Source organism: Adhaeribacter sp., assembly GCF_057359045.1.
Map to the genome: position 1 here is coordinate 1 of NZ_JBMQUD010000121.1, position 21,602 is coordinate 21,602.

The following is a 21,602-nucleotide window of genomic DNA, read 5'->3' on the forward strand; positions in this document are numbered from 1 at the left end:
ACGTATCCGAACTACTACATTTCCAAGAACAAGATAGAGCTTACGGCTGAGATAGATGTAGACCAGGTGCTGGAGCAGGTAAGCCAGAAGTATGCACGGCAGCCGATAAACAAAATAGACGGGGTAAAGATAGAGTTTGACAAAGAGTGGGTGCACTTAAGAAAGTCGAACACCGAGCCCATTATCCGCATCTACGCGGAGTCGGATGCCATTGCCACAGCTGAGCACCTGGCCAACAAAATCATCAATGATATTAAGGAAATTACCGCCTTACCTACCATATAATATTGCGGTTGTTAAACTAAAATATTAAAAAGAGAAAGCTCCTATTATGGAGCTTTTTCTTTTTAATCCACTTCCAGGTAATAATTCAGGTTTTCTTTTGTAATCAAATCCAGGGGAAGGTGTTTTATGGCGGGTACCTCTTTCTTAAAAACCAGGTTATCCGTTAACTGGTAAATGCCCCAGTAGCCCTGGCCTTTCGGATTCTGATTAATTAAAAAATTGATTACACCATCTTCTAAGTACTGAATATTTTTAGGCAGTAAATCGTAGCCCACCAGCTTTATTTGGGTTAAACGGTGTTTTTCGAGGTAAAAAGCCATTTCGTAAGCCTTGGAGTTCGTTACAAAAATGCCTTTCAGGTTTGGGTATTCCTTACGTATTTTGGCCATTTGTTCAGTAAATAATGCACTGTCGGGGTTACCTAATTCCTGCCGAATGACCTGGTATTGACTTTCCAGATTATTCTTTAGAAAATATTCTCTAAAACCTTTTTCTTTTTGAATTAAATGCGCCGAATTAGGAATATCTTCGTTAATATGGGCCACCAAAACTGTACAAGCCTCCGGCAAGCCATAATGCAAAATTTTAGCCGCTAAAAAGCCACTCTGGTAAGAATCTTGCCCAATATAAGATAGCGGCGAACTATGCGGAATTTGGGTGTTAAATAGAACATACGGAATTCTTTTAAATTCCCATTGTTCAAAAAAGGGCAATACTTCGCGTAAAAACACCGGGGCCAGAATAATTCCGTCCGGATTGGCTTTGGTTGCTTCGGTGGCTTTTTTAAGAAAAGAATCGATGTTGTAAGGGTTAAAAATAAATTCGGTTACGGCAATGCCGTATTGTTTTAGTTCTTTTTCGGCCTTTTCAATGCCTGCTTTGGGCGCTTCCCAATACGGGTCAATTAAAGGATCCGGGATTAAGGCTACCAAATTATACACCCGGTTAGATTTAAGTGTACGGGCAATTAAATTGGGCTCATAGTTCATCTCCTTTATAATATGCAAAATCTTTTCCCGGACATCTTCGGCCACCCGCCCCCGGTTATGCAACACCCGGTCTACCGTTCCTTTAGAAACCTGCGCTTTTTCAGCAATATCTTTAATTCTAACTACCCGATTTTTTGTCATTTAAATAAAGTAAGAGAAAACGTAATTAGTAGAGATTGATTATTTACCGCCGAAAGCGTAAATTCTTTAATCCCTGATAATATTGGCGCCACAAAATAACAGCAGCGAATAATATTAACCTTAAGCTGAGAACTTCAAAAGTTAAAGTTAATATTCAAAACATATAAAGTTAAAAGTTAACCAAATAGCAAGAACAAGTTAAATCTGACTAAGCCGGAGCATTAATTAACCCTTTACTTCCCAATATTTAAAGGATATTTATAAAACCCAAATTATATAAGCACTAATTAATTTATTGACTTATATAACAGAGCGCCTACCGATAATTGCAAGCCATAAAAAAGAGATCTTTTACATAGTGTATTTGAAGCTGTAAAATTAATATTTAACAGGCATATTATGAGTAGCTTAGCCTAAGAATGAGTTAATCTTGTATACAGATAACTACCAGAAAATAATTTTATGTGTTCGAGCACATTTTTTTTTCTAAATTATTTGCTTCTTCTAAATTAAACATTAAATTTGTTAAACTTCATTATCAAACGCCGGAGGGCATTATACCAGAAGGCAGAATATTAATAGCTTTTGAGTAGTTTTTTAGATTAAACAAGTATATACCAGGTTAGCCATTAAATATTATATTAAAAGATAACCGGGCCTTAGAACCATCTAACCTCAATAATTAGGTTGCAGAATGTGCTTAATTATTTATTAAAATCAATCTACATTTTATAAGAATAGTTTATCCTCTCCATAGAAGTAATCTATTCTAAGAAATCAATAGCATAATCATGTATGCTTTAGCAGCAAACTTATAAGTTAATGCGTGTTCGATAACACAAATAATTTGTAGCAATATGTTTGGTTGTTTTTGCAATAGAATTATGTGATTTAAGTAAGTTGTTAGCATTAAAACTACTTGATGGTTAATAAAATAATTTATAAGATAACTGCCTTATTCTAATCTGATTGTTTCAATACAGCATTTTTACATATCAACCTATTTATTAATAAATCAATAATGTTCTATGAGAAATTTCCGACGATTTAAAATTACGCCATTTGTGTGTTTATGGGTATTAGCGCTGACAACCTTCTGTAAGAAGAATGATGATTTAACGCTTACAGATGGTGGCTTACAAGCTGTCAATACCGAGGAAGTAAAAAAAGGGCCGGCCAAAAAAATTACAATACCGGGCCACCAGGTATTTACCCTTGCGGCCGTAGACGGCATTAACGTTAAAGAAAACGTAGTAGATGGTAATCTGGCTACCCGCTGGTCGGGGCAAGGCGATCCGCAAGAAATTATTCTGGATCTGGGTGAACGGCATACCATCGATTTTATAAAAATTGCTTTTCATACCGGGGGCAATGCTACCCGTGTATCTAAGTTTGATATTGCAATAGCCAAAGACAGTACCAAAAAATGGGAAACCGTAATAGCCGATACGCAAAGCACTCCTAATAATACTGCTTTGCAAATCTTTGACTTCCAAAATATAAAAGGCAAATATGTGAAAATAACCGGCCACGGCAACAGCCAGAACCTTTGGAACAGCTATACCGAAATAGAGGTTTGGGGATGGCCGCAGAAGAAAGTAAAGCCTGGTACCGATACGGGCATTATTGATGTAATAGGAGACTGGGAAACCGGCGATTTTAGTCAGTGGGATAGTGGCATTATGGCCAAAAGTATTGCCGACCAGTTTGCCATTGTAACTTCGCCGGTAAGGCAAGGCAATTATGCGGCAAAATTTACGGTGCGGCCCGGCGACCAATATTGTAAACCAGCCGGTGGCTGTACCAGCGGCGAACGTGCGGAGGCCATCCGGTGGAATTATAAACGCGAAACAATCGACGATGAATATTATTATGGTTGGTCTACGCTGTTTCCGGCCGACTGGACCGAACCAGCCCGGTGGGGAATATTTATGCAATGGCATGCCCACACTTCTATTTCGCCGCCAATTGCTTTTAACGCCCGGGCCAACAGTGTAAAAGTAGATTTCAGTTCCGGCAATATTCAGAATTGGTGGCCGGCCGAATACGAGCAAAGTCATACCATTTTGACCGACCTGAACAAAGGCAAATGGAACGACTTTATTGTACGCATTAAATTCCGGCCGGATGCTACGGGTATTTGTGAGGTTTGGCACCGCCTGGAAGGACAAGCTGAATTTACCAAACTGTTATCGTTACAAAATATTCCTACCCTGCAATGGACCACCCGCCCCGACCAGATTGACACAAATTATGGTTTACCTTTTGTGAAAGAGGGCGTAAACGGGTATACCACCGGCTGTTATGTACAACACGGTTTGTACCGGGCTGCCGATGCCGCAAATACCAATACGCTGTACCAGGATAACTGGAGCCGCGGTACGTCTTACGCGGCCATAAGAGCAACTTTCAACTAAACCAATTTAACCCTGTAAAGCTTGTGTTTAGTTGCTTAAAGGAGATCCGTAGGGTCTCCTTTTTAGTTTACATTATAAAACAGGCGGGTTTAAAATCAACAGAAATAGCATCAATTATTTAGTGCTTTGTAAAAGGTAATTTTACAAGCTGCCCGTAGGAGCATTGTTAACATTCAAGTTACGGCTATTAAAACTGCAATAAATAAAAATGTGTTCGAACACATTGCTTCTTTCGAAAATTTATTCTATTTTTAATTCGACTGATGCAATATAAGTAATGCCTGCAAAAGCTTTTGCATTCTAATGCCTGGTAAAACGCTACAAATAAAAATAATACCTCTACTAATGGCCTCACTAAAGCAAATTCTGGTTCTGTTCTTCTTAATAATTATCTGTTTTATGAAAGCCGAGGCCCAAACAGCCGAAACTTTTAACCAGCAATTCAGGATTTCGCCGATACCCCAGAAAGTAGAAATATTAGGTAATCAGGTTGTGCCCTATAATTTCTTGAAGGAAGTAGTTTTGTCCGGAAGTAGTCAGAAGCCGGTGTTGCCGCCTACCTTACAAGGCTTGCCCATGGGTAGCAAACCGGGTAAAGGAAGGTTGTTGCTGCAAATACAGGATACCAAAGAGTTGCCGGCTATACCGGAGGCGTATATTCTGGAAATAAAAGATGAGCAAGTTAAAATTGTCGCACGCGATCCGGCCGGATTATTTTACGGTTGCCAAACCTTAAACCAAATACTGGAAGATGCCCACGATCAGCAAATAAGTATACCGGCGGTTAAAATAACCGATTATCCGGAACTCGCTTACCGGGCCGTACACCTCGATTTAAAGCATCATTTAGATGCCGGCCATTATTATTACCAACTGCTCGACCGGTTGGCAGCCCTAAAAGTAAACGCTATTATTGTAGAGTTTGAAGATAAATTGCGCTACCGCAAGGCACCCGCTGTAGGGGCAAGTCATGCTATTTCGGTAGAAGAGTTTGCCGCCATTAGTAAGTACGCCCAGGCCCGGCATATTGAGATAAGTCCGCTGGTGCAGGGGCTGGGGCATGCTTCTTTTATTTTAAAGCACGATCAGTACAAGCCTTTACGCGATAACCCGGCTTCTGACTGGGCTTTTGATGCGTTAAATCCAAAAACCTATGAGTTACAATTTTCTTTGTACGAAGATGCCATAGCGGCTACGCCCGGCGGTAAGTACCTGCACATTGGCGGCGATGAGGTAGGAGATTTGGGCATGTCGGAGCTGGCTAAAAAATCGGGTAAAAAGCCTTTTGAGTTGCAAATGTACTGGTTAAACAAGGTTTGCGAATATGCGCGGCAGCACAACCGCACACCCATTTTCTGGGACGATATGGTTTTTAAGCTTTCTAACCTTTACGAAACAACCCACGAAGCAAAATTTTCGGTAGCCAAGATAGATAGCATCTGGAAAAAGAACGAAGATTTGCTGAACAAAAGCATCAATTTATTTCCGAAGAACTGCGTATACATGCGCTGGAATTACCATAATCCTGAGTTAGTGGGTAACAGCCGGGCCATAGATTGGTACAAAAAGCACGACTTAAATGTAATGGCGGCCACAGCGGCACAAACCATGTGGCCCATGCTGCCCCGCAACCAATCTAATTTTACTCCCATAAAAGAGTTTAGCCGCATTGCTTCCGAAAAGAAAATGAACGGTATTTTATGTACGGTTTGGGACGATTGTTCGCCGCACTTTGAAACCGTTTGGCGGGGTTTGTTCAATTTTGCGCTATTTAGCTGGAACTACGAAGACTTACCGGCCGAAGAAGTGAATAACCGGTACCGGCACCGGCAATACGCGCCGGCCCTGGCCAATACTTCGTACGAGTTTCAGAATTTAATGGAGCAGGCCTTGGTTTTTTGGGAAAAAGCCCTGCTGGCTAAAGGCCATCGCAATAATTACCCCGGAGAAATTAATTTAATAGAAATGCCTAACCCGCAGAAAAACGGTGCGTGGCGCCAGACGTATGCCGCTAAAATAAGCCAGGCCCAGGAAGAATTAAAACGGTATGCCACCATTAAAGAGAAAATAGAAACAGCTCAAAAATTAACCCGCCGCAATGCTTATTCTTTGGCTTTGCTGGCGCAAATAAACGAACTCCAGGTGTACCCGGCCCGATTACTCACCCTTTTAGCCGAATACGATAGCGCCAAACCTGGCAAAAGCAAAACCGCCGCCCGGCAGCAAGTACAAAATTTGGTAAATAATTTTGCGGCGTTACGAAATAATTATGAAGCTGTTTTTGCCCAAACCCGGTTCCTGAGCAATCCCGACGATTATTTATTAGACCAGAACGGGCACCATCATTTAGCCAATGGTACCCGCAACAGCGACTATATGTACGTGTATGAATTAGCCATGAATAAAAAAATTAACGATTGGCTAGGAGTTAAACAAGACCTTTCCAGCCGGTAAAAATATACTTTAAATTTATTAGCTTGCGGCTTCATCTGCGGGTACACGTAAGCTAACCGCAGGTAAAAACATCAGCATGAAGTATACGTTTCTTTTTTTTAGTTTAGCTTGTATTGTTTTTTATAGTTGCAGCAAAAAAATCGCTATTGGCGGTAAAGAAAAAAACACCCAAACCAGCCTGAATACGCCCGTTGAAGCCGTATTTGCCTTAGAGTCTACGCAAGTAGGCACTAGTACCATTATTTCGGGTTTAGATGTGCCCTGGGAAATTATTTGGGGACCCGATAACTGGATTTGGTTTACTGAACAGGGCGGCACGGTAAGTAAAGTAAACCCGGCTACCGGCGAAAAGAAAATATTGCTCCGTATAGCCGAAGTGCACCGGAAAAGATCGTTGGGCTTGTTGGGCATGGCCATTCACCCGGAATTTAAAAAGAACCCGTATGTTTACCTGGATTATACCTATTTAACCGGCGATAAAGTACAATCTAAATTGGTACGGTATACCTACGCCGCCGACTCGTTGATAAACCCGGTGGTTTTGCTGGGCAATATTCCGGGTTCTACTGGTCACAATGGTGCCCGGCTGGTTATTTCACCGGATAAAAAAATTATGCTATCTACCGGCGATGCGGCCAACGGAAAAAATTCGCAGAACCTGAACTCGCTCAACGGCAAAATATTGCGCCTGAACCTAGATGGCTCTATTCCAAAAGATAATCCTATTCCGGGCAATCCGGTTTGGTCATGGGGCCACCGCAACATACAAGGCCTGGCGTATACCACCAACGGTACTTTTTTTAGCTCAGAGCACGGCGATGCCACCGATGATGAAATAAATATTATCCGGCCAAACGCCAACTATGGCTGGCCCACGGTGCAAGGTTTTTGCAACACTCCCGCAGAAAAAGCTTTTTGCAATACAAATCCTATTGCCGAGCCGCTCCAAGCCTGGACACCGACTGTTGCCCCGGCCGGTATAGAATATTATGCCTCATCGGCCATTCCGGAGTGGCAAAATGCTATTCTTTTAACTACCCTTAAAGATAACGATTTACGGGTACTTAAATTGAACCCGGCGAATAATGCCATTGTATCAGAAAAGATATACCTAGACAAAGCCTTTGGCCGACTGCGCGATGTTTGTGTTTCGCCGGCCGGCGATGTGTATGTATCTACGAGTAACCGCGACTGGAATCCTGGGGAAGGTTATCCTAAACCGCAAGACGACCGGATCATCCGCCTTTTCCGGGTGAAAGATGGGGCGGTTAAGGCGAATGAGCTACTGACCGCAACAACAACGCAGCCCGAACAGCCAATAACTACCGAAAGCAGCAATGTAGCCGCTGGTAAAGCTTTGTACGCCCAATATTGTGGTGCGTGCCACAAAACCAATGGCCTGGGTGTTGCCGAAACTTTCCCGCCACTGAAAGACTCCGAATGGGTTACCGGTGAGCCCGAAAATTTAATCCGGGTGGTTTTACAAGGGCTATCAGGCGAGATTAAGGTAAAAGGCCAGTTATACAACCAGCAAATGCCCGCCTTTAGTTTTCTGGCCGATAAAGAAATTGCCGAAGTTTTAACGTTTGTACGCTCCGAATTTGGAAACAACGCCCCGGCAATTACAGCCGAAGCAGTGGGCAAGGTGCGCCAAACCCAGAAATAAAGATTACACTTTTTGGCTAAAGAAAATTTTAAATTTGGGGCTGTTTAGCCTTTTATTAATTGACTGTAAACCACTGTCCTGGCTGCGGCGGCACCAGCGAGTAGTCCAGCAGAAGTCCTAGAAGTGGTGCTAACACCGTAGCCATCAAGCTAATTTACTAGAACTGGCGTGAGCAGACGTGCATGATGCTAAAATATACCATAGCCTGATGGCTATGGTAAAGATACCTGCAAGGGCGATAAGGGTACCGGATTCTTCTCGAAATAGCAATAAGAAATAGCTTTTATGTAAAAAACTTCAGGAGATATTCTTCTATTTAAAAGCCGCTTATTAAGCGGCTTAAGCAATAAAATATTGTATTGTAAATAAGCCATGCTATTGCCGGCACGGTTAAATAAAACAGACTTTATCGCTGCCTAAGCTAAGTAAGTGGGCTACGGGGGCTGTTTAGTAATCTGATTTTAATATTTCCCTGTTAACGGGCAGCAATTAAAATAGCAGGTAAAAACCTTCTTTAAAACCTGAATTTTGATAACGGCAATTTATGCCAGAGTGGCTGGTGACGTAGGTTAAACTAGTTTTATTTATACTACAAACAGTTCCTGTTTTGGAAGCTGCTTTTTTGAGTTATTTGCTCAATATTTTAATAAGTATAATAAAATCAGGTATTTATTCACAAAAATTAAGATATTGAGCTTTTAAGTAACCAAAAAACCTGCATTATGGCTGATAAACAAGATCTGGACTTTACCTATACTACTATCGATAAATTATTTCGGCTGAGTTTGGGCGAATCGGCTGACTATAGTGGGGCTAAATACGATGGCGATTTTACGATGACTTTAGAAGAAGCGCAGCGGGCCAAACACAAATTTATCGCCGACAGCCTGAACATTGGCCCTGGTAGTAGAGTGTTAGATATGGCCTGCGGCTGGGGACCTTTTTCTACATATATTACCAAAGAACGGGGCGCGCAAAGCATAGGCTTAACCTTATCGGAAGGGCAGGCCAAAGCTTGCCAGAAAAACGGGTTAAATGTTTTGGTAAAAGATTGCCGTTACGTAAAGCCCGAAGATTTTGGCACTTTTGATGCGATAGATTGTATTGGGGGCCTGGAGCATTTCTGTTCAATTGAAGAGTGGCAGGCTGGAAAACAGGAGGAAGTTTACCGCGATTTTTTTAATACCCTGTACGATTTATTGCCGGTGGGCGGGCGGTTTTATATGCAAACCATGACTTTCAGCAAAAATATGCCGGCTTTTGAAGATGTTTCGGTAAATGCCCCCAGAGGCTCGGCGGAGCATGTTTTGGCGCTCATGATCAAGGAATTTCCCGGTTCCTGGCTACCATACGGTCCCGAAATGGTAATCCGGAATGCGGCTCCCAATTTTAAATTAATATCGCAAAGTAGCGGCCGTTTAGATTACATTCAAACCATTGGGGAGTGGCGCAAAAGATTCCGGAAATTTAACCTCCAAAAATATTTACTCTACCTGTCGTTGCTACCCAAATATTTAACCAGCAAAGAATTAAGAAACCAGATTGAAGTTTTCCGGATAAGTCCGAACCGGGTCTGTTTTGAACTGGAAGTGATGGACCATTACCGCCTGGTTTTCGAGAAAGTTTAAATTATTTAATCTAGCATTAAGTCAAACCAATGGTGCTGGCTTTTTCTAGCGCGGATTTACTTCCGCGCCATAGATGTATAAATAACCTATCCTGCATTTTTAGTTTGGCAGAACACTAGGTTTAGCTTATTACTATCTTGTAAAAAATCAGGTAGCTGCAGCACGGCTATTTTAATTAAGCCAGCTAAGTAATTACTGTTGCTTTAGCTTTTTTAATGCATAATATTGTTGAAAAACCTGCTTCAATCCAAAAAGGCTAAAATATAGAACGTAAGGCATCACTTTCCTTTCTATATTTTAGCCTTTTTGGATTGGTTAAGCCAACTTTAATTTTACAGGCGCCTTATTTTAATATTCCGGAAATATACTTTATCGCCGTGGTCGGTAAGTAATATATGGCCGGAGGCGGCTTCGCCGTAATTTTCATAATCTTTAAATTTGGTAGCAGCTACGCGTTGCCGGAAATCGGGGGTGCCTTTTTCATAACTCACTACTTTTACCCCGTTTAACCAATGCGCTACGTGCGGGCCATTGGCTATAATCCGGGCTTTATTCCATTGCCCGGCCGGTAATAATTTTTTGTTTTGTGGCTCGTAAATCAGGTAAAGAGCCGCCGTAGAACCAGCGCCATTTTGATTGTTTTTTATTTCCAGATGATTGAAATCGTCTATAATCTGGTATTCCGGCCCATTCAGGGTGGTTTTTCCGGTCTGTTTACTTTGTACGTTGCCTACCAAATATTTCAGGCCACTATTGGCCTTAGCAGTCAGGTTGAATTCAAATTCCAGTTCAAAATTGCTGTATTTTTCGCGGGTAATTATATCGCCGCCATCTTTACCAGCCATTACCAAGGCCCCTTGCTCAATTACCCAGCCGGTAGCCGGAAATTTATCGCTCTTTGCACTTATCCATTTAGCGGTACTCTTGCCGTTAAACAACCATTCCCATTTAGCTGCTTTTGCTTTTGGCTTTAAGGTTTCTGGTGCCGTTACGGTTTCAGATAGGGCAACCGCAGGCATCCGCGCCGGATTATTTTCAGGTTCGGCCACTTTTTTAGTACCAGTATCATGTACCCAACCAGCTGCTTTAGAAAACCCCGAAAACAGGCTTACCGCCAGGAGTACCAAACTTAAACTCAGATAACTAATTTTTTTAAAGGTCATGTAAATATTACTTTATTTTTATAACCGGTGCGCTACAGGTAAATATTACTTTTATGAGGTAAACTGGCGGAGAAACAAGCGGCCATTGCTAACCGCTTATTTCTCCGTAGCTTACTTTTTAGGTTATTCTTATTGATAACCCGGATTTTGCTTTAAAGTAGGAGTGCCATTTACCATGCTCAGTACAATTTCGTCCCAAGGAATAGGTACGTATTCGTGGATGCCTTTCCGGAAAGTAGCGCCCTGCAGCGGCTTAATCATTCTGGATTCGCGGGCGTAATACGCATTTAAGGTTTGGTCGGCGATACCCCAGCGCACTAAATCAAAAAAGCGATGCCCTTCCAGCGATAATTCTAATCGGCGTTCGAACCGGACAGCTTTGCGGGCAAGTTCTTTATCGGACCAGGGCGTTACGTAAGTAGCTATTTGGTAATTGGCTGCGGCAGTACCATTCTCGCGCTTTACAAAGCCTTCCGTTTTCGCGGCCCGGGCCCGCACCAGGTTCACGTATTCACGGGCTTTATCCAACGAGCCTATTTCTACTTCGCATTCGGCGGCCATCAGGATAACATCGGCCAACCGGATAATATTTACGTTTGTGGCCGTAACCCCGGAATTGGGACCCTGGGAGAACTGATTATTTTGTTCTTTGGTATAAACGTACTTTTTAGTCATATAAGGGCCATTATTTGTCTGGTCCCTTACCCAGGCTTGTCCTCTAAAATCGCCCCAGCCCAAATAAGGTATTCCCCGGCGGGCCACCGACCAGTCTAAGCGCGGATCTAAGGTGCCTGCGTAAGGATCAAACGGTTGGGTAGAGGCAATGCCCATGTCGTTTTTTACATCCTGCTCAAAATAATTATCCAGCATCGGTAAGCCAGCTTCGGTTTTATAAGCATTTACCAGGTCTTGTGAAGGTTGAAAATAACCGGTTGAAGACGGGGCGCTGGTACCGGCATTATAAATACCCGTACCCCAGCTAGGATTGCCGTTGGTACCATTGGCGCCATCGTTTACCGACATTTGCACTTGGAAAATACTTTCGGAATTGTTCTCGGAAGCGGCATTAAAGTTTTGCCAGTAAAAAGGTGCCAAGGCATAACCTCTGTCCTGGATTACGGTTTCTAACAATGGTTTTGCTTTGCTATAATCGCCCTGGTACATATACGCTTTGGCCAGATAAGCCTCGGCGGCCCCTTTGGAGGCCCGTCCTTTTTGGGTAGGTGTAACCGGTAAATTAGCCGCCGCAAACTCAAAATCGGCCATAATATTGGGCCAGATATCTTTGTCGTTGGGTACTTTGTAGTCGGTAATATTTTCGTCGGCGTAGGGCACCTGGTTCCAGATTTTTTTGGCTTCAAAATGATAATGCCCTCTTAAAAACCGTGCTTCGGCAATTAACCGCTTTTTTACCTCTTCGTTTAAGGTGGTGGTGGCATTAAGCACTTTTATAGCTTCGTTGCAACGGCTTACCCCATTGTAGCACCACTTCCACTTGTTTAACAGCTCCAGACCCGTAGATAACGGCCGGTGCAAGGCATAATCCAGTAACTCCACACCACAACCCGGGTCGCAGCCTTTGTGCATTTCATCGGCCTGAATACTGCCCCAGGTTAAGTTTGCGCTCCAGCCGCCGGCGGTGCCATCGCCTTTTAGCAGAGAATAAGCCCCGATAACCAAACCTTCGGCTCCTTTGGGGTTTTGTAGTTGCGGAAGACTTACCTGGCCCTGCGGACGCTTATCCAGAAATTCTTTTTCGCAGGCAATTAAAGAAAGGCTAAGGCAAAGACTGATATATAATTTATTTTTTATGCTCATGTTTTAATTATTTAGAAGCTAATATTAAGACCCATGTTTACAGAACGCGTGGTAGGGTAAGGTCCTTGGTCTACGCCCATATACCCCAGCGTAGTATTAAATATTTCGGGGTCGAGGCCGGTGTATTTGGTAAAGGTGAGCAGATTAACCCCCTGGATATACAAGCGGCAGTTCTCGATTTTTAGTTTTTGCAGAAATTCCGGCTGGAAAGTATAACCCAACTGCAGGTTTTTCAGGCGCAAATAAGAACCATCTTCCACGTAATAAGTCGAGGCCCGGGTGTCGTATTTGGTCATGGTGCGGTCCAGGCGGGGCAGCTTGGCATCGCGGTTCGTTTCCGACCAGGTGTCCAGCATCCGGATGCTGCGGTTACCGCCAAAATTATCAAAGTCGGTCCACCACTTGGTTGCATTTACCAGTTCATTGCCTTGCGAACCCTGGAAGAAGAGGGTTAAATCAAAGTTCTTAAACGTCAGGTTCAGGTTTAAGCCGTAGGTAAAATCCGGATGCGGGTTACCCACCCAGGTTTGGTCATTACCGTTAATCACGCCATCGTTGTTAACATCTTTCAGCCGGAAACCACCTGTTTTTTTGCCTTCCTGTTGCGCGTGGGCATCTACTTCGGCCTGGTCTTGGAAAATGCCATCGGTTACGTACGTGTAAAAAGCCGATGCCGGATGACCTTTTTCTATCCGGGTAAAATTACCAGGACGCGTACTACCGCCGGTAATAAAAGTATTAGGGCTTTCATCAATTTTTAATACCTCGTTGCGGTACGTAGAAAAATTAGCCCCAATATTTAAACCCAGGTCTTTGGTTATATTGGCGTGGTAATTAAGCATCAGGTCTAAGCCGGTATTACTCATTTCACCAATATTGGTGTAAGGCACGGCCGCCCCACCCGCTATAGCCGGCAAGGGTACCCGGTACAACATATCGCTGGTAATATTTTTATACACATCCAGCGAGCCGTCTATTTTATTCTGGAAGAAAGCAAAATCTAAACCCAGGTTATTAGAAGTAGTAGTTTCCCATTTAAGGTTGGGGTTGCCCAAAGCCGATACGGCAAACCCGCTAACCAAACTACTATTGCTGCCGGTGGCATCGTAAGAATTGGCCGGACTGGTTAAATAAGTGCTGTAAGAAGCATAATTACCAATATCCTGGTTGCCGGTGCGGCCCCAGCCGGCCCGTAGTTTCAGGCTACTCAAAAAGGTAACCTCTTTCAAGAAAGATTCTTCGGAAAGGGTCCAGCCCAAACTAAAGGCCGGGAAAACGGCGTACCGGTTGTTGCCTCCAAACCGCGAAGAACCATCGCGCCGCATGGTAACACTGGCCAGGTATTTATCTTTTAAACTATAATCTACGCGGCCAAAAAGTGAAAATAATGCCCACGACGAGCCGCTGCCACTGTTGTTAATATTGGCCTGGCCGGCACTCAGGTAACGGTAATCTGTATCGAGGGAGAAAAAGTTCTGGCGGCTACCGTTAATAGTACGATAAGTATTATTGATAGCTTCTGACCCTACCAGCACCGATAAATTATGGCTATTGCCAATAACCCGGTTGTAGTTAAGGGTATTAGACCAGGTCCAGTCTAACTGGCTTTCGGCATATTCACTCATGCCGTTCTGGTTACCGGGCTCCGAGGCTTCTACTTGTATAAAAGTAAAATTATAGCCATTGTTTAAGCCGTAATCAATCCCGAAGCTAGACTTAGCCGTTAAGCCTTCCAGTATGCTCAGTTCGGCGTAAGCATTACCAAAAATCCGGTTATTTGTAACTCTATCGTCTTTGGCACGGGTTAGCTGGGCCACCGGGTTATAAGAGTTACCTAAGCCCGAAGCACGGGAGCCCGCAAAATTGCCGTTTATATCATATACCGGAATAATACCGGGCAAGCGGTACGCCATGGCCACCGGGGTTACCTGCCCCTGGTTAGTGGTGGTTCCCCGGTTTTGGGTGTAAGCAAATTGCAGGTTCTCGCCTAATTTTAAATGGTTGTTAAAAAAGTTGTACTCGGTGTTGGCCCGGATACTGTACCGTTTAAAGCCGGTATGAATAAGCAAGCCTTCCTGGTCGAAATAATTGAGCGAGAATAAATACCGGCTATAATCGGTGCCGCCGGTAGCCGATAATTGGTAGTTTTGAATAGGAGCCGGCTGAAATATTTCCCGAAACCAATCGGTACCGGCTTTATTGGCCCGGGTAATGGGGTTATCTGTGGCGCTTACTTCGGTAGGGCTGTATTGGTATTGGTTGGGATTGGTTCGCGGATCGCCTTCCATAGCACCGGCCGGCCAGGTATAATCGGGTATTACCGGGGTGGCCCCTTTACCGAATTGCGCATGGCTAGGTACCAGTCCTGCATTGCCTTGTAAGGCCCACTCAATTTCGGCCGCCTGCATGGGCGTAATCATTTCGGGTATTTTGCCTGCGCCCTGTATGCCGTAATAAGTATCGAACGATAATTTAGGCTTACCCGATTTGCCTTTTTTGGTAGTAATAATAACCACCCCGTTACTTGCCCGGGAACCGTATATCGAGGAAGAAGAAGCGTCTTTTAATACCTGAATCGACTCTATATCATTCGGATTGATGGAGTTAAGGCCCTGTTTAGTTGGTACGCCATCTATTACGTATAAGGGGTCGCTGTTATTAATGGTACCAAAACCGCGTATCCTGACAGTTTGGTTACCGCCCGGCCGGCCTTCGTTCACAACGGTTACCCCGGCTGCCCGGCCTTGTAAAGCCTGGCCTACGTTAGATGCCGGTACCGATAACAATTCTTCGGCGTCTACGGTAGCAATGGCACCGGTTACATCTTTTTTGCGCTGGGTACTATAGCCCACCACTACCACTTCCTCCAGGGCTTTGGCATCGGGTTTAAGCGTAATGGTAAGGGTGGTGCGGTTATTTACAGGAACTTCCTGGGTTTCGTAGCCAATAAATGATACTACCAAAGTACCATTACCGGCCGGTATGGTCAGGGCGAAATTACCATTGGCGTCGGTGGTGGTGCCGGTGCCCGGCGAGCCTTTCAGCATAACCGTTACACCCGGCATACCTTCGCCGTTTTCGCCGGTAATTTTTCCTGTTATATCAACTTCTAACGTATGGTTGGTGCTGCTGGCATAAGTAGGATTACTGTTGGAAACCCGAACAGCAGCATACGGCTTATTTGCTTCCGGCCGATCTGATGCTTGTGCCTGAAATGGTTTTTGAACGAGGCACATACCAACCAGCAAAAGAATGAGCCCCTTCTTTTTACTCAATAAGATTCCCCCGGGAGGGCTAAACGGTTTAATTGTGTAGAAAGTCTTTTTTTTCATACATGAAATTTTAGGATAATTAGAAAACTACTTGGTAAGCGTACTAGCAATAGTAATTGGCTGGTTTTAGCCGGAATTAAAAACCCTTTTTACCTGGTTGTGAAACAATTATCAACCAAATACAACTTCTTTAAAACACATGTATTCCTAAAAATCAACTCCTGATGCGTGCCGAATACAGATCTGTTTTTTGCTTATAATTTTTATGCTGCTGCCCGGTTTACCTCATCGGTTACGTGCACGGTAATAAAATATAAATTAGCAGAATCAGTATTCTGTTTTATTTAGAAAAAGTGGAGTTAAAAATCAGGTCGAAATTAAATATACCGTTTCCCGGCAGGCTAATCTTTTATAAACCAGAACTTTTGCTTTGTGAGGGGAAAAACAAAAGCCAATCTATTGCCGGGTACGTAAACGAATATATAATTTTAATTTGAGATTGCCTAATAAGAGTATGTTTAAATTTTGCTTAAACCATTTAATTCCGGCATTCCGAAGGGGAAGGGTTTGTTTATTCCTTTATATAATATGGCTTAAAACCATATTTGATTTTAATGCCTGAATTTAAAGAGGCTCTAAGTAGTAGTGCTCTTCCACGCTAATTTATTGAACTAGATGAAGACTCAAAAGGGGAAAGAACATTTATTCCCCCAAATTCATAATTTTTAGTTTAGGGAAGTAATAGTTGAAATAGAAAGAGTGTTTTAAATAGAGCAAAATAGCGTGATTGGCAAAGTTAATTTTGCGCCCGGCGGTTTCTACCTGGATTAAAGAATATTTGTAAGCAGGCAGATAGAGCGTTAAAAGAGCGGCTTGGTCTATTCTGCTGTTGGCGTTTAAACCGGGGCCTGTCGGTACAATAATATTTGGGTTGCTGATTAATATTTTTGTTATAGCGGCGTATTTGATTCCTTAAGTATGGTTAAATAAGGCGGCCACCGCTAAAATTTCTAAAATGAATTAGATACACCGGAATTATCCTATACAATTCCGGCACGAACAGGCAAATAAATAGTATCTTTGCGGCTTTAAAACAGACCTTATGATTTCAGTTGATGCAGTCGCGGTGGAGTTTAACGGCGCGCCTCTTTTTAAAGACATTTCATTTAACATTAACCCGACCGATAGAATAGCCCTGATGGGGAAAAACGGTGCCGGTAAATCGACTTTACTTAAAGTTATTGCGGGTGTAAATAAACCTACCCGGGGCAAAGTGTCGGCCCCGAAAGAAGCCGTAATTGCTTACCTGCCGCAGCATTTGCTTACCGAAGATTACTGCACCGTTTTTGAAGAAACGTCTAAAGCTTTTGCCCAGATTCTGGACATGAAAAAGCAAATGGATGCCCTCAATGCCCAGTTAGAAACCCGCACCGATTACGAATCGGAAGAATATTACGCCATTATTGAACAAGTATCGGAACTAAGCGAAAAATATTACGCCATTGAAGAGATTAATTTCGATGCCGAAGTAGAGAAAACGTTAAAAGGTTTAGGCTTTTCGCGCGCCGATTTTACCCGGTCGACCCGCGAATTTAGCGGGGGCTGGCGCATGCGCATTGAGCTGGCTAAAATTTTACTACAACAGCCCGACCTGATTTTGCTCGATGAGCCCACCAACCACTTAGATATTGAGTCTATTCAGTGGCTCGAAGATTTTCTGGTAAATAACGCCAAAGCCGTAATGGTAATATCGCACGATAAAACGTTTGTTGATAATATTACCAACCGGACCATTGAGGTGACCATGGGTCGCATTTACGACTACAAAGTAAATTACAGCCAATATTTACAGTTACGCCAGGAAAGACGGGCGCAGCAGCAAAAGCAGTTCGACGACCAGCAAAAAGAAATTGCCGAAATTCAGGGCTTCATCGATCGGTTTAAAGGCACGTATTCTAAAACTTTGCAGGTACAATCGCGCGTGAAAATGCTCGAAAAAATGGAACTGATAACCGTAGATGAAGTAGATACCTCGGCCCTGAACCTTAAATTTCCGCCGGCTCCGCGCTCGGGCAACTACCCGGTAACCGTAGACGGGTTATCTAAAACGTACGGCGACCATACCATTTTCCGGGATGCCACTTTTACCATTGAGCGTGGCGAGAAAGTAGCGTTTGTAGGTAAAAATGGTGCTGGTAAATCTACGCTGGTTAAAGCCATTATGGGCGAAATAGATTACGACGGCAAACTGCAGTTGGGCCATAATTGCCTGATTGGGTATTTTGCACAAAACCAGGCTTCTTTACTCGACGAAGATTTAACGGTTTTCCAGACCATCGACGAAGTAGCCGTAGGCGAGGCCCGCACCCGGGTAAAAGATTTGTTGGGCGCTTTTATGTTTAGCGGCGATACCATCGAGAAAAAAGTAAAAGTGCTTTCGGGCGGCGAAAAAACCCGGCTGGCTATGATAAAACTGCTTTTGCAGCCGGTAAACCTTTTAATTCTGGATGAGCCTACCAACCACCTCGACATAAAAACCAAAGATATTTTAAAAGATGCTTTAAAAGCTTTTGACGGTACGCTTATTTTGGTGTCGCACGACCGCGATTTCCTGGATGGCCTGGCCGAAAAGGTTTTTGAATTTGGCAACCAACGCATTAAAGAGCATTTTGAAGGCATAACCGAATTTTTGCAGCATAAAAAAATGGATAACCTGCGCGAAATTGAAAGAAAATAGCCGGACAACCTGGTAAATGGAATCAGGTTTTACCAAAAGTACTAACCAGCATTATTATTAATATTTATTCCGGAAGAATCTATAAAGCAAAAGCAATGGATATTCTTCCGGAATATTTTATCCTGGCAGCACTTGGTTTATTCTGCTTCAGGGTAGAAAACTGATATTTAAAGTTAAATCAATGGTCGGGTGCCCCAGAATTTGTTTTCGGCCATAATGCCGCTGATTCTTGAAAAATAAGTGGCGGCTTTTTAGATGAAAGTACTTACCAGTTCCCTGAAATATTTTATTGTTCAGAAGTTAAGGGTATCAAACAAAGTTGCCGTTAACTACATTATAACAGGCCGGGTGCTGGTAAACAATAAAAAAGGCCAGTTGGCCCAGCCGCTCTCTCCCCAGGACTTAGTTAGTTTTGAGGGCCAGGTATTGCAGGAGCCTAAAGCTTTTATTTACCTGGCTTATTACAAGCCGCCCGGCATAGAAACTACACTTAATGCAGCCGTTCAGAACAACCTATTAGCTGCTTTACCCTTTACTGAGTGGGTTTTTCCGGTAGGGCGTTTAGATAAAGCTTCGGAAGGCCTGCTGTTGCTCACCAACAACGGGAAAATATTAAATAAAATAATACATACGGAAAGCCATCAGGAAAAAGAATATCTGGTTACCGTAAATAAAACCTTAACGCCCGAGGCGCTGGGGCAACTGGCGGCAGGCGTAGAAATAATGGGCAAAAAAACGCGACCAGCGCAGGTTACCTTTGTAAATGATACTACGTTTAAGATTATTTTAACGCAAGGGCTTAACCGGCAAATCCGGAGAATGTGTTATAAACTGGGTTACCAGGTGCAGCAACTCATCCGCCTCCGGATTGTTAATATTACTCTGGGAAACCTACAGCCCGGCGAATGGCGTTATTTGCAACCCACCGAGATAAACGAGCTGCACCGGCTTATTTTGTAGTTATTTTCTCCTGCCTGTATAAATAAAATAATAGACTATTTCTTTTTTATTTCTTTAATACTATATAGTATATTCGTTAGTCCAGTTATGTATACACATTAGGAAAAAGCGTAATAAACGTAATACTGGTGTTTATATACAAGTTACCTGCAATTTCAAATAATGAACAAGCACCATTACAATGACTTAATAATTGAAGTGTTTGACGACCCTATCTATAAATTCGATTCGGCAGACAACAACTCCAGTTATGCTAAACATTACTTTGCTAGTGGAGCGCGTGAATATCCTACTTCAAAACACGGGATTAGAATATATAAAGATGAAGAGGAAATAAGCAGTTGTATCATTATAGGTTCTGGAGGTGCAACTGGAGTTCAGGAGAATTCATCAATTATAGATAACGATAATTTATTAGTCTGTTGCTGTGACACAGTTTTCTGTCTCACTCTACCCGTTTTGGAACTCAAATGGAAAACACAGGCAGACCAAGCGACTTGCTTTGGCATTTACAAAATTCAGGACGGATTTGTAGTACATGGCGAAATTGAAATATCTCGCTTGGACAATCTGGGAAATATAAAATGGAGCTTTGGGGGTGCGGACATTTTTGTTTCTTTTGACGGTGAAGAAGCTTTCAAACTAGAGCCAGACCATATTGAATTGACCGACTTCTATAATATGAAATATATAATTGATTTTGAGGGTAATCAAATTAATTAGTGGTTAAAGAAAAAAGAAAAACAGCAGGTAACATTGTATAAAAATCATGCTACGGCCGACGGCCTCGCACGTTTTTTATACTAACCGTTAGCAGCCATACTTTATGCCTCCGTTTCACAAATACAACACTTTTGGAAAAAGATTTTTAGCGGGAATGATAGATGGAATTATCTTCCTTCCATTTAGTCTACTTGATAACCGTTTTGAACATTCTGACAACAAAACTTTATTTGTTGCCTTGACATTTTTATATACGATTTGCTGGATACTTTATGTTGTAATAGGTCATGGGAAATACGGGCAAACAGTTGGTAAACACCTTATGGGCATAAAAGTGTTTGACATCCAAGAGCAAAATGTTATTGGATATAAAAGAGCATTCTATAGGGAAGCTGTATGGTTTTTTGCTGAAACAATTGGATTGGTATATTTTTTAGTTGCAGTGTACAACACAGCGACACTCAATAAAGACTTAAGCGACACTTACTTTGATGGCTATGTTCGTCTGACTATAAGCATGTGGTTTGTGCTTGAACTTATAACAATGCTATGTAATAAGAAGCGAAGAGCTTTACACGACTACATTGCGAGCTCTGTTGTGGTTGACCTCAATGAAATAAGAAGAGAAGATTTGCAAAAGCGTCATGAACAATTGCTTACTTCAATTCAAAGCAAGTAGTACGGCTGCTAACAGTGTGTTTATAAAATTGTGGCTGGACGTTGGAGCATTTGACTATAAATCAGTATTTTGCTTTTGTGGTTAATTGAAACTGAAGTCTTTCAAATGCCACAACTTCATAAACACTTTAACGTTGAACACAATTAATAAATTAAAATGATAATAGCTGACACGCAATTAGATTTCAAAAGGTATATAAAAGTAATTTATTTACTTACCTACAGGAAAAAGATGATGATATTGCTTTCCTTCATAGGGGTTCTATTTATAACTCTTTCAATAGCCTATTTTTTGGGCTTTGATTCATTTATTGATGAACCGCCTTATTTTCAGCTTTTATTTGGTATATTTTGTACTATAATTCTGCCTCTATCTGTTTACTTCCAAGCTAAAAAAAACTTTTCAACGAGTGGTCGACTACAGGAAAGGATAATTTACGGATTTACTGAAGAGAAAATTTTTATAACAGGTGAATCATTTAACTCAGAATTAACCTGGAATAAAACTTATAAAGTAGAAGAGTTGAAAAACTGGATTTTAATTTATCAAAATAATCACGTCGCTAATTTAATTCCAAAAGAATCACTCAACGGCAAATTAGTAGAGTTCAAGGAATTAGTTCGAGATAAAACAAAAGTAAAGCTAAAATAACTATGCTCAACAAAAGCTA

General features: G+C 42.4%; 13 protein-coding genes and 1 pseudogene. 10 read left to right on the forward strand and 4 right to left on the reverse strand.

Translation table 11 applies throughout. The annotated features are described in order from the left end of the window. A pseudogene (locus ACO1R6_RS18355) lies at positions 1-285 on the forward strand (phosphoglucosamine mutase); the annotation flags it as partial. Between the two features lie 62 nt (positions 286-347). On the opposite strand, the gene ACO1R6_RS18360 reads toward ACO1R6_RS18355, so the two are convergent. After that, positions 348-1,415, reverse strand: coding sequence for a substrate-binding domain-containing protein (locus tag ACO1R6_RS18360; RefSeq protein ID WP_486266509.1), 1,068 nt, complete (start codon positions 1,413-1,415; stop codon positions 348-350). A 1,028-nt stretch (positions 1,416-2,443) separates the two neighbouring features. Here ACO1R6_RS18360 and ACO1R6_RS18365 point away from each other — a divergent pair. The 4 genes from ACO1R6_RS18365 (at position 2,444) to ACO1R6_RS18380 (ending at position 9,580) form a co-directional block, all read left to right on the forward strand. Beyond that, positions 2,444-3,832 (forward strand): heparin lyase I family protein, encoded by a 1,389-nt coding sequence (locus tag ACO1R6_RS18365; RefSeq protein WP_486266510.1) that lies wholly within the window; start codon positions 2,444-2,446, stop codon positions 3,830-3,832. 399 nt (positions 3,833-4,231) lie between these two features. After that, on the forward strand, positions 4,232-6,286 hold the full coding sequence (locus ACO1R6_RS18370; protein WP_486266511.1) for a glycoside hydrolase family 20 zincin-like fold domain-containing protein: 2,055 nt from the start codon (positions 4,232-4,234) through the stop codon (positions 6,284-6,286). Between the two features lie 76 nt (positions 6,287-6,362). Then, positions 6,363-7,952 (forward strand): PQQ-dependent sugar dehydrogenase, encoded by a 1,590-nt coding sequence (locus ACO1R6_RS18375; protein ID WP_486266512.1) that lies wholly within the window; start codon positions 6,363-6,365, stop codon positions 7,950-7,952. A 722-nt stretch (positions 7,953-8,674) separates the two neighbouring features. After that, entirely contained in the window at positions 8,675-9,580 is a 906-nt protein-coding gene (locus tag ACO1R6_RS18380; RefSeq protein WP_486266513.1) for a class I SAM-dependent methyltransferase, read from the forward strand. Positions 9,581-9,912: 332 nt separating this feature from the next. Here the strand turns inward: ACO1R6_RS18380 and ACO1R6_RS18385 are convergent, their stop codons facing one another. The 3 genes from ACO1R6_RS18385 to ACO1R6_RS18395 all read right to left on the reverse strand — a co-directional run bounded on the left by ACO1R6_RS18385 (position 9,913) and on the right by ACO1R6_RS18395 (position 15,797). Continuing rightward, the gene (locus tag ACO1R6_RS18385) at positions 9,913-10,743 is read right to left on the reverse strand and encodes a 3-keto-disaccharide hydrolase (RefSeq protein ID WP_486266514.1); all 831 of its coding nucleotides are present in this window, start codon (positions 10,741-10,743) and stop codon (positions 9,913-9,915) included. 129 nt (positions 10,744-10,872) lie between these two features. Further along, a complete protein-coding gene (locus ACO1R6_RS18390; RefSeq protein WP_486266516.1) occupies positions 10,873-12,561 on the reverse strand; it encodes a RagB/SusD family nutrient uptake outer membrane protein in 1,689 nt (562 codons plus the stop codon). A gap of 11 nt (positions 12,562-12,572) precedes the next feature. After that, positions 12,573-15,797 (reverse strand): SusC/RagA family TonB-linked outer membrane protein, encoded by a 3,225-nt coding sequence (locus ACO1R6_RS18395; RefSeq protein ID WP_486266518.1) that lies wholly within the window; start codon positions 15,795-15,797, stop codon positions 12,573-12,575. A gap of 1,138 nt (positions 15,798-16,935) precedes the next feature. On the opposite strand from ACO1R6_RS18395, the gene ACO1R6_RS18400 reads away from it, so the two are divergent. From ACO1R6_RS18400 to ACO1R6_RS18420, 5 genes are all read left to right on the forward strand, one after another. Beyond that, positions 16,936-18,570 carry an ABC-F family ATP-binding cassette domain-containing protein gene (locus tag ACO1R6_RS18400; protein WP_486266519.1) on the forward strand — a complete coding sequence of 545 codons (1,635 nt, stop codon included), beginning with the start codon at positions 16,936-16,938 and terminating at the stop codon, positions 18,568-18,570. Positions 18,571-18,825: 255 nt separating this feature from the next. Continuing rightward, positions 18,826-19,530: a pseudouridine synthase gene (locus ACO1R6_RS18405; protein WP_486266521.1), complete on the forward strand. Its 705-nt coding sequence runs from the start codon at positions 18,826-18,828 to the stop codon at positions 19,528-19,530. Positions 19,531-19,692: 162 nt separating this feature from the next. Beyond that, a complete protein-coding gene (locus ACO1R6_RS18410; protein WP_486266522.1) occupies positions 19,693-20,253 on the forward strand; it encodes a hypothetical protein in 561 nt (186 codons plus the stop codon). Between the two features lie 103 nt (positions 20,254-20,356). Then, positions 20,357-20,932 (forward strand): RDD family protein, encoded by a 576-nt coding sequence (locus ACO1R6_RS18415; RefSeq protein WP_486266523.1) that lies wholly within the window; start codon positions 20,357-20,359, stop codon positions 20,930-20,932. A gap of 156 nt (positions 20,933-21,088) precedes the next feature. Beyond that, on the forward strand, positions 21,089-21,583 hold the full coding sequence (locus ACO1R6_RS18420; protein ID WP_486266524.1) for a YcxB family protein: 495 nt from the start codon (positions 21,089-21,091) through the stop codon (positions 21,581-21,583). Positions 21,584-21,602 lie beyond the last annotated feature (19 nt).